Annotated in this window: 12 protein-coding genes and 3 tRNA genes; 11 read left to right on the top strand and 4 right to left on the bottom strand. The window is 75.1% G+C overall.

Annotation, left to right across the window (positions count from 1 at the left end):
* Nucleotides 1-183: 183 nt before the first annotated feature.
* Nucleotides 184-624, top strand: coding sequence for an FHA domain-containing protein (locus ATM99_RS12705; protein ID WP_062103259.1), 441 nt, complete (start codon nucleotides 184-186; stop codon nucleotides 622-624).
* 57 nt (nucleotides 625-681) lie between these two features.
* Here ATM99_RS12705 and rarD read toward each other — a convergent pair whose 3' ends face one another.
* Entirely contained in the window at nucleotides 682-1,602 is a 921-nt protein-coding gene (rarD, locus tag ATM99_RS12700; protein ID WP_062103258.1) for an EamA family transporter RarD, read from the bottom strand.
* Nucleotides 1,603-1,819: 217 nt separating this feature from the next.
* Between rarD and ATM99_RS12695 the strand changes: the two genes are divergently transcribed.
* Both ATM99_RS12695 and htpX read left to right on the top strand, forming a co-directional pair.
* Nucleotides 1,820-3,205: an FAD-dependent oxidoreductase gene (locus tag ATM99_RS12695; protein ID WP_062103257.1), complete on the top strand. Its 1,386-nt coding sequence runs from the start codon at nucleotides 1,820-1,822 to the stop codon at nucleotides 3,203-3,205.
* A gap of 152 nt (nucleotides 3,206-3,357) precedes the next feature.
* On the top strand, nucleotides 3,358-4,230 hold the full coding sequence (gene htpX, locus ATM99_RS12690; RefSeq protein WP_062103256.1) for a zinc metalloprotease HtpX: 873 nt from the start codon (nucleotides 3,358-3,360) through the stop codon (nucleotides 4,228-4,230).
* Nucleotides 4,231-4,298: 68 nt separating this feature from the next.
* Here htpX and ATM99_RS12685 read toward each other — a convergent pair whose 3' ends face one another.
* Entirely contained in the window at nucleotides 4,299-4,796 is a 498-nt protein-coding gene (locus ATM99_RS12685) for a YajQ family cyclic di-GMP-binding protein (protein ID WP_062103255.1), read from the bottom strand.
* Between the two features lie 209 nt (nucleotides 4,797-5,005).
* On the opposite strand from ATM99_RS12685, the gene ATM99_RS12680 reads away from it, so the two are divergent.
* A tRNA-Tyr gene (locus ATM99_RS12680) sits at nucleotides 5,006-5,087 on the top strand.
* Between the two features lie 83 nt (nucleotides 5,088-5,170).
* Here the strand turns inward: ATM99_RS12680 and ATM99_RS19000 are convergent.
* Nucleotides 5,171-5,671: a hypothetical protein gene (locus tag ATM99_RS19000; RefSeq protein ID WP_062103254.1), complete on the bottom strand. Its 501-nt coding sequence runs from the start codon at nucleotides 5,669-5,671 to the stop codon at nucleotides 5,171-5,173.
* 197 nt (nucleotides 5,672-5,868) lie between these two features.
* On the opposite strand from ATM99_RS19000, the gene ATM99_RS12670 reads away from it, so the two are divergent.
* The 5 genes from ATM99_RS12670 (at nucleotide 5,869) to ATM99_RS12650 (ending at nucleotide 7,244) form a co-directional block, all read left to right on the top strand.
* Nucleotides 5,869-5,941 (top strand) — tRNA-Thr (locus tag ATM99_RS12670).
* 58 nt (nucleotides 5,942-5,999) lie between these two features.
* Nucleotides 6,000-6,076, top strand: a tRNA-Met gene (locus ATM99_RS12665).
* Between the two features lie 93 nt (nucleotides 6,077-6,169).
* Entirely contained in the window at nucleotides 6,170-6,340 is a 171-nt protein-coding gene (rpmG, locus tag ATM99_RS12660) for a 50S ribosomal protein L33 (RefSeq protein WP_046529021.1), read from the top strand.
* A 29-nt stretch (nucleotides 6,341-6,369) separates the two neighbouring features.
* Nucleotides 6,370-6,822: a MaoC family dehydratase N-terminal domain-containing protein gene (locus ATM99_RS12655; protein ID WP_062103253.1), complete on the top strand. Its 453-nt coding sequence runs from the start codon at nucleotides 6,370-6,372 to the stop codon at nucleotides 6,820-6,822.
* A complete protein-coding gene (locus ATM99_RS12650) occupies nucleotides 6,819-7,244 on the top strand; it encodes a MaoC/PaaZ C-terminal domain-containing protein (protein WP_062103252.1) in 426 nt (141 codons plus the stop codon). The genes ATM99_RS12655 and ATM99_RS12650 overlap by 4 nt, the downstream gene beginning before the upstream one ends.
* Before the next feature lie 207 nt (nucleotides 7,245-7,451).
* Here the strand turns inward: ATM99_RS12650 and ATM99_RS12645 are convergent, their stop codons facing one another.
* Nucleotides 7,452-8,513 carry a LacI family DNA-binding transcriptional regulator gene (locus tag ATM99_RS12645; protein ID WP_062103260.1) on the bottom strand — a complete coding sequence of 354 codons (1,062 nt, stop codon included), beginning with the start codon at nucleotides 8,511-8,513 and terminating at the stop codon, nucleotides 7,452-7,454.
* 184 nt (nucleotides 8,514-8,697) lie between these two features.
* Between ATM99_RS12645 and ATM99_RS12640 the strand changes: the two genes are divergently transcribed.
* Nucleotides 8,698-10,197 (top strand): sugar MFS transporter, encoded by a 1,500-nt coding sequence (locus ATM99_RS12640; protein ID WP_082659699.1) that lies wholly within the window; start codon nucleotides 8,698-8,700, stop codon nucleotides 10,195-10,197.
* On the top strand, nucleotides 10,194-11,492 hold the full coding sequence (locus tag ATM99_RS12635; RefSeq protein WP_062103251.1) for an MFS transporter: 1,299 nt from the start codon (nucleotides 10,194-10,196) through the stop codon (nucleotides 11,490-11,492). Before ATM99_RS12640 ends, ATM99_RS12635 begins: the two co-directional genes overlap by 4 nt.
* Nucleotides 11,493-11,518 lie beyond the last annotated feature (26 nt).

Genomic DNA, 11,518 nt, shown 5'->3' with positions numbered 1-11,518 from the left:
CCGCCGTCCGCCCCTGCGCCGGACCTGGTCGCGGAGGCCCCGCGGTCCCCGCGACCGGCTGACCGGCCCGAACGACCCGTTGCGGACCTGCTGCCGCCGCCGCCGACCGTGGGGCGCGGTCCTGGAGCGTCGAACGCCGCCCAGCCGCCTGTCGCGCCGTCGCCCGCCGCCCAGCCGCCCGCCGTGCCGGAGTCGTTCGGGGTGACGGCCGACGACGACCTCGCCGAGCTCGAGCACACCCGCGTGCGGCACCCCGACTCGCTGCGGCGCCGCACGGGGACGCTCGCGCTGAGCTTCGACACGGGGGAGCGGGTCCGGGTCGTCGGTCGCGGCCTCGTGGGGCGCGGTCCGCGTGCCGAGGACGGCGAGGACATCCTGCACGTCGTCGCGCTGCAGGACGCCGGGCGGTCGCTGTCGCGCGTGCACGCCGAGTTCGGGCCGCAGGAGGCGGAGGCCGGGCAGGACGCGGCGATCTGGGTCGCCGACCGCGGGTCGACCAACGGCACCGTCGTCGTCGACCCCGACGGTGTCGCACGTGTGCTGCCGGCCGGCACCCCGGCCGTGGTGCGTGCGGGGTGGACCGTGCGTCTCGGTGACCGCGAGGTGCGCGTCGAGGACGACTGACGCCTGATCCCTCGCGGGCGCGCCGCGCGCGGCGGTGCCGTGGGCGGCGCCGACGCCTCAGGTCGCGGTGCCGTCGACGGCCCGGGGGACCGGGCGCCGCGCGTGCCGCAGGCCGTCGACCGTGAGCACCACGAGCGCGACCCAGACCAGGCCGAACCCCCACCAGCGGCTGGGTGGCATCCGCTCACCGGCCACGAGCACGCCGATCGCGAGCTGCAGGACGGGTGCCAGGTACTGCAGCAGCCCGACGGTCGCGAGCGGCAGCCGCCGGGCGGCCGAGTTGAACAGCAGGAGCGGGACGGCCGTGAGGACGCCCGTGCCCACCAGCGCGAGGCCGTGCCAGTCGAGCGCAGCCGTGCCGAGGCCGAGCGCGTGCAGGACGACGAGGTAGGCGACCGCGACGGGCGCCAGCACGGCGGTCTCGGCGGCCAGGCCCGGCAGGGCGGCGACGCGCGGCCCGACGCGGGACTTGATGAGGCCGTAGGTGCCGAAGCTCCCGGCGAGCACGAGCGCGATCCACGGCAGCCGGCCGTACGCGACCGTGAGCACGACCACCGCCGCCGTGCCGCACGCGACGGCCGCCCACTGCACGGGCCGGAGCCGTTCGCCGAGCACGAGCACGGCGAGCGCGATGGTGACGAGCGGGTTGATGAAGTACCCGAGCGCGGCGTCGACGACGTGGCCGGTGGTCACGCCGTGCACGAAGACCAGCCAGTTCACCGCCAGCAGGACGGCGGCGAGCGTGAGCCGGGCGAGCAGCGCACGGTCGCGCAGGATCACGAGGAACGCGCCCCAGGTGCCGGTGACGCGCAGCAGCACGAGGCACAGCAGCAGGGACCACACGACGCGGTGCGCGATGATCTCGACGGGCCCGGACGGGGCGAGCAGCGGGAAGTACAGCGGCAGCGCACCCCACAGCAGGTACGCGCCGACGCCGGCGGCGAGGCCGCCGCGGCGGCCGGGGGAGGGTGCGTCCACGTCGCGACTGTACGGCGCGGGACGCCGGCCATCGGTTCTCATCACGTCCGCATCGCGGGATGTCCGTATCGTGGAGTGGACGTCGAGCAAGGGTGCCCTCACGTCCTAGACTTGCCGGGCATCGCTCTCGCGCCGACGGCGAGGCGCACGGCCGCCGGGGCCCTCGAGGGCGCCCCGTCGTGCGAGGGCTCCCCACAGCGGAAGGCAACCTGGTCCCGTGAGCACCCCGACCCTGCGCGTCGCGATCGTCGGCGCCGGTCCGGCCGGCATCTACGCGGCGGACATCCTGTCCAAGACGGACCTCGACGTGAGCATCGACCTGTTCGAGCGCCTGCCCGCGCCGTTCGGGCTCGTGCGCTACGGCGTCGCGCCCGACCACCCGCGGATCAAGCAGATCATCGTCGCGCTCCACAAGGTGCTCGAGCGCGGGGACATCCGCCTCATCGCCAACGTCGACTACGGCACCGACCTCAAGCTCGACGACCTGCGCACGTTCTACGACGCCGTGATCTTCTCGACCGGCTCGATCCGCGACGCCGCGTTGCCCATCCCCGGCATCGACCTCGAGGGCTCGTACGGCGCCGCCGACTTCGTGTCCTGGTACGACGGCCACCCCGACGTGCCGCGCACCTGGCCGCTCGAGGCGCAGCACGTCGCCGTCCTCGGCGCGGGCAACGTCGCGCTCGACGTCGCGCGGATCCTCGCCAAGCACGCCGACGACCTGCTCCCCACCGAGGTCCCGGCCAACGTCTACGACATCCTCAAGGCCAGCCCGGTCACCGACGTGCACGTGTTCGCACGACGCGGGCCCGCGCAGGCCAAGTTCTCGCCGCTCGAGCTGCGCGAGCTCGGCCACGTCCCGGACGTCGACACGATCGTCTACCCCGAGGACTTCGAGTTCGACGAGGGCTCGATGGCGGCGATCCACTCGAGCAACCAGACCAAGCAGGTCGTCAAGACCCTCACGGACTGGACGCTCAAGGAGCCCGAGGAGCTCACGGCCTCGCGGCGCATCCACCTGCACTTCCTGCACCAGCCCGTCGAGGTGCTGGGCGAGGACGGCAAGGTCGTGGGCCTGCGCACCGAGCGCACGGCGCTCAACGGCGACGGCAACGTCACGGGCACGGGGCAGCTCCACGACTGGCCCGTGCAGGCCGTCTACCGCGCGGTCGGCTACTTCGGCTCACCGCTCGTCGACATCCCGTTCGACGACGTCGCGGGCGTCATCCCCAACCGCGAGGGTCGCGTGATCGACGTCGACGGCGAGCACCTGCCCGGCGTCTACGCGACCGGGTGGATCAAGCGCGGGCCCGTCGGCCTCATCGGCCACACCAAGTCCGACGCGTCCGAGACGATCCGCCACCTGGGCGAGGACGTCGCCGAGGGCGGCGAGGCGTTCTTCACCGCCACCGAGCGCGACCCGCAGGCCGTGCTCGACTTCCTCACGCAGCGGGGCGCCGAGCCCGTCGACTGGTCGGGCTGGGAGCTGCTCGACGCGTACGAGAGGTCGCTCGGCGAGCCGCACGGGCGCGAGCGGGTCAAGCTCGTGCCGCGCGAGCACATGGTGGCGATCTCGCTCGGCCGCGAGCTGCCGCAGGGCTGACGCCCCGCGACGCGCCACGAGGGCCCGGACGGCACGCCGTCCGGGCCCTCGTGCGTCCTCGTCCGGACGGTCGGGAACGCCGCCCGCGCGGCTCGCGTTGTCACGGGTGCGGGCGGCGGAGGGTCGCCGGCCGCGGGGAGGACGAGACTGCGATGGGTCACCGGCACTACAACGGCCTGAAGACGGCGGCGCTGTTCGGCGCGCTGTGGGCGGTCCTGCTCGGCATCGGGTGGCTCGTGGGCGGGCCGCGCTACCTGTGGCTGTTCACGCTCGCCGGCCTGGCGATGACGGCGTACAGCTACTGGAACTCCGACAAGATCGCGATCCGCGCCATGCGTGCGCGGCCCGTGAGCGAGCTCGAGCAGCCCGCGATGTACCGGATCGTGCGCGAGCTCTCGACGGCCGCACGGCAGCCGATGCCGCGGCTGTACGTGTCGCCCACGATGGCGCCGAACGCGTTCGCGACGGGCCGCAACCCGCAGAACGCGGCGGTGTGCTGCACCGACGGCATCCTCGCGATCCTCGACGAGCGCGAGCTGCGCGGTGTCCTGGGGCACGAGCTCATGCACGTCTACAACCGCGACATCCTCACGTCGTCGGTCGCGGCGGCGGTCGCGGGCGTCATCACGTCGCTCGCGCAGTTCGCGCTGTTCTTCGGCGGCGGCGATCGTCGCGACGGCGGCGGCAACCCGCTCGCGGGCCTGCTCATGGTGTTCCTGGCGCCGTTGGCGGCCACGACCGTGCAGCTCGCGATCTCCCGCACGCGCGAGTACGACGCCGACGAGGACGGTGCGCGCCTGACCGGGGACCCGCTGGCCCTCGCGTCGGCGCTGCGCAAGCTCGAGGCCGGGACGAACGTCCGCCCGCTTCCGCAGGAGCGCGACCTGGTCGACGTGTCGCACCTCATGATCGCCAACCCGTTCCGCGGCGGCGGCCTCGGGCGGCTCTTCGCGACGCACCCCCCGATGGCCGACCGCATCGCGCGCCTCGAGGCCATGGCGGGCGGCGGCGTCACGCGCTACTGACGCGACGACGCCGGGCGCGGTGCTCCGTGCCCGGCGTCGTCGGTGCGCCCGGGCGCCCGGGCGGCAGGTCAGCGGTAGTTCGTGAACTGCAGCGCCGCGTCGACGTCGGCGCCCTTGAGCAGCGCGATCACGGCCTGCAGGTCGTCACGGCTCTTGGCCGAGACGCGCAGCTCGTCGCCCTGGATCTGCGTCTTGACGCCCTTGGGGCCCTCGTCGCGCACGAGCTTCGCGAGCTTCTTGGCGACCTCGCTGCTCAGGCCCTCCTTGATGGTGGCGGGCAGGCGGTACTCCTTGCCCGAGGGCTTGGGCTCGCCGTCGCCCGTGTCGAGGGCCTTGAGCGAGATGTTGCGCTTGATGAGCTTCGACTGGAAGACGTCGAGCACCGCGAGCACGCGCTCGGCGGAGTTGGCGACCATGAGGATCGTCTCGCCGCTCCACGCGATCGACGCGCCGACGCCCTTGAAGTCGTAGCGCTGCGCGATCTCCTTGACGGCCTGGTTCAGCGCGTTGTCGACCTCCTGGCGGTCGACCTTGCTCACGACGTCGAACGACGACTCGCTCGCCATGTCCTGCTCCTCCCGGCGCCCCGTGCGGGGGCCTTGATCGTCCGTCGGACGGGGGCGTGCGGTGCGCCGGACCGGCCCGTGCGGGCCGGGGTGGCGCGAGCCCCCTCCTGGACTTGCTATCCTTCCATCCGCACGCGGCTCACGCGGACGCACCGGATCGTCGTACTCGTACGGCTCCCCGGGGTGGTCGCACCGGGCCCGCGCCCCTTGGCGGGTTACCCGAGTGGCCAAAGGGGGCTGACTGTAAATCAGCTGGCAACGCCTACGGGGGTTCGAATCCCTCACCCGCCACGCACCGAAGGGGACGTCCTCCGCGAGGACGTCCCCTTCGTCGTCCCCGCGCCGACCCGGGCCGGGGTCCGTGCGTGCGTGCGTCAGCAGGTCCAGGCGCCGGACGTGACGGAGACCGTGGTCCCCTCGTCGCGCGTGTCGAACACGCCCGCGTCCTCCTCGGACGCGAACAGCACGCCGACGGCCACGGGCTCGGCGATGCCGGTGAGCGCCGCGAGCTGCTCGTGGGCGCCGTCCTGGCACGCCGGGTCGGTGGGCTGGACGTCGTAGCCCTGCTCGCCGAGGCGCGCGACCTCGGCCGTGACGGCGTCGGCGTCGGCGCTCGCGTCGACGGCCGTCCAGACGGCCCACACGTCGCCGTCGGCATCGGCGGGGGAGACGGCGGCGGGCCAGTCCGCCGCGGACGGGTCGACCCCGGCGTCCGTGTCGGTGCTCGTGCCGGTGCCGCAGGCGGCCGTCACGAGGAGCGTGGCGGCCGCGAGGCCGGCGGCGAGCGCGTCCCGGCGCGGGACGCGTCGACGCGGCGTGGTGCGCGGGCAGGAGGCGGTCGGGCGGGCGTCGGGGCGCCGGCGGAGGGGTGACATGCGCGGGATCGTGACACGCGGGCTGTGCCGCCCGCGACGAGCCAAAACGCTTAGGTCGACGACGCGCGTCGGGCGGCGGTGCGGGGTCGCCGCGCCCGCTCCGACGACCGACGCGGGAGCGTCGGGCGGGGCCGGCGACCGGTCGCGCGACCCCGATTTCGCAGGTGCCCCGTGGCCCGTGTACTCTGATCCGCGCTGCCCCGATAGCTCAGTCGGCAGAGCGTCTCCATGGTAAGGAGAAGGTCAAGGGTTCGATTCCCTTTCGGGGCTCTGTGGTGTGTCACGGGTCGGCCGTCCTCGCGGCGGCCGCCCGGGGCATGACCGCTGTGGCGGGATAGCTCAGGTGGTTAGAGCACACGGCTCATAATCGTGGTGTCGCGGGTTCGAATCCCGCTCCCGCTACCACGTCCGGCGAACATCCGTCGCAGCAGCGCGCGTCGGCCGGCGCGCGCCAGGAGAAGAACGCAGCCCCCGCGGGGCGCGAGAGGTGACACGAACATGGCTAGCAAGAGCGCGGACGTCCGCCCGAAGATCACGCTCGCCTGCACGGAGTGCAAGGAGCGGAACTACATCACGAAGAAGAACCGTCGGAACACGCCCGACCGTCTCGAGATGAAGAAGTTCTGCCCGCGTGACAACAAGCACACGGTGCACCGCGAGACCCGCTGACGCGGGTCCACGCCGGCAGCCACGCTGACGTGCAGGTCGACACCTCCTTCGCCGGGCGGGCCTACCCGCCCGGCGACGTGTATGTGGTCGCGCGCGAGAAGCTGCGCGAGTTCGCCGAGGCGACGGGTGCCACGCACCCCGCCCACACCGACGTCGCCGCCGCCCGCGCGCTGGGCCACCCCGACGTCGTGGCGCCGCCCACGTTCGCCGTGGTCGTCGCGCAGCGGACCGAGGCGCAGTACGTCGACGACCCGGCGGCCGGTGTCGACTTCAGCCGGGTCGTGCACGCCGACGAGCGCTTCACGCACCACCGCCCGATCCACGCCGGGGACCGGCTGCTCACCACGCTGCACGTCGACTCCGTGACGCAGCGCGCGGGGCTGTCGATGGTCACCACCCGCTGCGAGATCGCCGACGAGTCCGGCGCGCCCGTCGCGACCGTCGTCTCGACGCTCGCCGTGCGCCCCGAGGACGCCGCATGACCGCCCCCGTGCTCGCCGACCTCGAGGTCGGCCAGGAGGTCGCACGCCGCACGGTCGCCGTCGACCGCGCGCGGCTCGTGCGCTACGCCGGCGCGTCGGGCGACTTCAACCCGATCCACTGGAACGAGCGGGTCGCGACATCGGTCGGCCTGCCGGGCGTCATCGCGCACGGCATGTGGACCATGGGCGCGGCGGTCGCCGTCGTCGTGGACTGGGCCGGCGACCCCGGTGCGGTCGTCGACTACCAGACGCGTTTCACGCGCCCCGTGCCCGTGCCCGACCCGGGTGAGGCGCACGTCGACGTCGTCGCGACCGTCGGGGCGCTCGACCTCGAGGCCGGGACGGCGCGCGTCGACCTCACGGTGACGGTCGAGGGCGCACGCGTGCTCGGCAAGGCCCAGGCGGTCGTGCGGCTCGGCTGAGCCGTCCTGCCTCCTCTGAGCCGTCCCGCCTCCTCGCGGCCGTCGCTCGCGGCGTCCCGCTGGCGCGCGGCGCCGCGCGCTCGCCGCGCGCTCGCCGCGCGCGTCGTGCGCCGAACGTCGTGCGCCTGACGACGTGCGCCGGACGTCGTGCGCCTGACGACGTGCGCCGGACGTCGTGCGAGGGACGTCGTGACCGGCGTGGCCTGATCAGCGCGGCGCGGGGCCCGTCGTCGTCCCGGCGCGCAGCGCGACCGGCAGCACCTGCGGCTCGGGCATGCGGCCCTCGAGCAGCGCGGACACGGCGGCGCCGATCGCGGCGCCCTTCTCCGCGAGCGGCTGCGCGACCGAGGTCAGCACGTCGGGTGCGAGCCACGCGAGGTCGAGCCCGTCGAACCCCGCGACCGACACGTCCTGCGGGACGCGCAGCCCCAGCTCACGTGCCGCGAGCACGACGCCCGACGCGAGCAGGTCCGACTGGCAGATCACGGCCGTCGGCCGGTCCGGGCCGGAGAGGAGCGCACGTCCGGCGGCGGCGCCGTTCTCGACCAGCGAGGCCGGCGTCTCGTACACGGTCGTCGGCGTGACACCGGCGTCGGTGACGCCCGCGAGCCGCCGACGCGTGATCTCCCACACCAGGTGGGACTGGCGCGCCGCGTCGGCCGGGCCCGAGGAGCGTCCGCGGTCGAAGGGCAGCGTGACGGTCGCGATCCGGGTGTGGCCGAGGTCGAGCAGGTGGCGCGTGAGCTCGGCCATGCCGCCGCGGTCGTCGATCCCGACGGCCGCGACGTCGGGCTGCGGGGTGCCCTCGACGAGCACGGTCGGCGTGCCGCGGCGGCGCAGGGTCTCCAGGACGGGGTCGTCGGTGGTCCCGCCCCACATCTGCACCGCGACGTCCATCGCGGCGGACTCCAGCAGCGGGTCGACCGCGGGCTGCGACGCGTCGTGCGGGCCGGGCACCAGGAGCACGCCGAGCCCGAGCGGGCCGAGCGTCGCCGCGAGCCCGTCGAGCACCTGCGAGGACACGGGGTCGCGGAACGCGCGGCGCAGCGCGTCGCCCATGATGACGCCGACGATGCCCGAGCGTCCCCGGCGCAGCTGGCGCCCGAGCGGGTTGGGCCCGGCGTAGGCGAGCGAGCGCGCCGCCGCCAGGACGCGCTCGCGGGTCGCGTCGGCGATCGGCCCGGAGCCCGAGAACGCGAGCGAGGCCGTGGAGACCGAGACGCCCGCGGCCGCCGCCACGTCGGCCAGGGTCGTGCGCTGCGCGGACAGGGCGGGTACCTCCGGAGGCGGGGTGACGTGCGTCGCGGTCGTTGACGTCGGCGTCAGCGTACCCGCAGAATGTCGAGGACCCCTCATATCGATTCGACCCGCTGCGCATGCGGATCGAATCGATTCGAGAAGCCCGGACCGAGGCCCTCTCCGTCCGCCGTCACCCGCACCACGGAGCGCCCCTGTGACCCGCCACGCCCCGCCGAGCGTCGCCCGCGCGCGGCTCCTGCTCGTCGGACTCTTCTCCCTCGCCGGGTTCGCGTTCGCGAGCTGGCTCGCGCGCATCCCGACCGTCCGCGACCTGCTCGACCTCGGCACGTCCGACCTCGGCGTGCTGCTGCTCGTCGGTTCCGTCGGGTCGCTGCTGACCGTCACCGCGTCGGGCGTCGTGCTGCAGCGGCTCGGCACGCGGCGCGTGCTCGTGCTCTCGGCCGTCGTCCTCGCGACCGCGCTCGTGCTGCTCGGCACGGGCCCGACGGTCGGCTCGCGCGTCCTGCTCGCCTGCGGCATCTTCCTCAACGGCGTCGCCGTCGCGCTGGGCAACGTCGCCATCAACGTCGAGTCGGCCCGCATCGAACGGGCCGTGGGGCGCACGATCATCCCGCAGTTCCACGCGGCGTTCTCGGTCGGCGCCGTGCTCGGCTCCGGCACGAGCGCGCTCGCGTCCGCCGCGGGCGTCCCGGTGTCGGTCCAGCTGCCGGCGACCGCCGCGCTCGTCCTGGTGTGGCGCCTCGCGTCCGTCCGCGGTGTCGTGCTGCCCGCGACGGCGGTGGAGCTCGCCGCCCGCGCCACCCCCGCCACGGGGGAGGCCGACGCGGCCGTCGCGCCGGTCCCGGTGTCGCGCGCCCGCCGCGGCGCGCGCCGCATCGGCTCGGCGCTCGGCGCGTGGCGCGAACCTCGCACGCTGCTGGTCGGCGTCGTCGTGCTCGCCGCCGCGTTCTCCGAGGGCGCCGCCAACAACTGGCTCTCGCTCGCGGTCGTCGACGGGTTCACCACGAGCGAGTCCGTCGGCGGCGCCGTGCTCGGTCTGTTCGTCGCGTCGATGACCGCCGTGCGCCTGCTCGGCACGCGACTGCTCGACCGGTTCGGCCGCGTCGCGGTGCTGCGCGCGTCGGGCGCGACCTCGACGGTCGGCCTGCTGACGTTCGGGTTCGCTCCGTCGCTGCCGCTCGCGGGCGTCGGCGTCGTGCTGTGGGGCCTCGGCGCCGCGCTCGCCGTGCCGATCGGCATCGCCGCGGCGTCCGACGACCCCACGCGCGCCGCGGGGCGGGTCGCCGTCGTGTCGGCGTTCGCGTCGATGGCCTCGCTGGTCGCCCCGCCCGTGCTGGGGCTCGCGGCCGAGCACGTCGGGGCGCGGCACGCGCTCGTGCTGATCGTGGCCGCCATGCTCACGAGCGTCGCGGTGTCGCGCACGGTCGCCCCTCAGGCGTCCGGGACGTCCGGGACGTCCGGGGAGCCTGAGACGTCCGCGGAGCCTGGGGCGTCCGGGGAACCCGAGCCGTCCGGGCCGTCCGTCGTGCTCCCGACGCCGCGGGCCGCCGCCGACGGCACGGTCCCGACCTGCCCGCAGCCCGCCCGCCCGGACGGCGCCGGACCGGAGCGCGTGGGGTCGCCCGCGACGGGCCCCGGCGTCGACATCGCGGACCCCGAGACCGCCGTGGCGGGCCCGAGGAGCGCACGATGACCGCCGGGTCCACCGGCTCCCGCGCGGTGCGCACGCCCGACCCCCGGGAGGTCCGGCTCGCGTCCGCGGCCGTGTTCGCGGTCTTCCTGCTCTCGGGGGTCAACTTCGCCTCGTGGGCGTCCCGCCTGCCCGCGGTGCGGGACGCGCTCGACCTCACGCCCGAGCGCATGGGCGTCCTGCTGCTCGTCGGCGCGGTCGGGTCGCTGCTCTCGCTGCCGCTGTCGGGGCTGGTCGTCGAGCGTCTCGGTGCGCGGCGCACCGTCCTCGGGTTCGCCGTCCTCAACGCGGCCGGGTACGTGGTCGCGTCGCTCGGCGTCACGCTCGGGCTGATCCCCGTCGTCGGGGTCGGCCTGGTCCTCGCGGGCGTCGGCACCGGAGTGTGGGACGCCGCGATGAACCTCGAGGGGGCGCTCGTCGAGCAGCGCCTGGGGCGCACAGTCATGCCGCGCTACCACGCGGGGTTCTCGTTCGGCACGATGGCGGCCGCCGGTGTCGCGGCGCTCGCGGCCTGGGCGCACGTCCCCGTGCAGGTGCACCTGCCGGTGATGGTCGTGCTGTCCGCCGTCGCCGTGGCGGTCGCGGTCCGCGCGTTCCTCGTGCACACCCCCGCCGAGCCGCACGCCGACGGGCCCGACGCGGGTCACGCGCAGGGTTCGGCACCCCGCGGCGCGCGGGCCGCGCTCGGCGCGTGGCTCGAGCCGCGCACGCTGCTCATCGGTCTCGTCGTGCTGGCCGCGGCGCTCACCGAGGGGTCGGCCAACGACTGGGTGAGCCTCGCCGTGGTCGACGGGTTCGGCACCGCGCACGCCACCGGCGCCGTCGGCTTCGGTCTGTTCGTCACGGCGATGACCGCGATGCGGCTGTTCGGCACCGCGCTGCTCGACCGGTACGGGCGCGTCGCCGTGCTGCGGCTGTGCGCCGCGCTCGCGGCCGCCGGGCTGCTGCTGTTCGGCCTGGCCGACCAGCTCTGGCTCGCGCTGCTCGGCGTGGTCGTGTGGGGCACGGGTGCCGCGCTCGGGTTCCCGGTGGGCATGAGCGCGGCCTCCGACGACCCGCGCCGCGCCGCGCAGCGCGTGGCGGTCGTCTCGACGATCGGGTACTCGGCGTTCCTCGCCGGCCCGCCCCTGCTCGGGCTGCTCGCCGAGCACGTCGGCTACCGTGACGCGCTGCTCGTGATCCTCGCGCCCGTCGCGCTCGGGCTGCTCGTCACCGGCGCCGCGCGTCCGCTGCCCGCGACGCAGGCCCCGCCCCCGGCAGCGGCCGCCCGCGAGGACGCACCCCCGGCCGACGTCTAGCCTGGGACGGTGGAGCTCGACACCTG

The organism is Cellulomonas sp. B6 (assembly GCF_001462455.1).
Lineage (GTDB): Bacteria > Actinomycetota > Actinomycetes > Actinomycetales > Cellulomonadaceae > Cellulomonas.
This window is presented reverse-complemented; position numbering and strand designations above follow the sequence as displayed.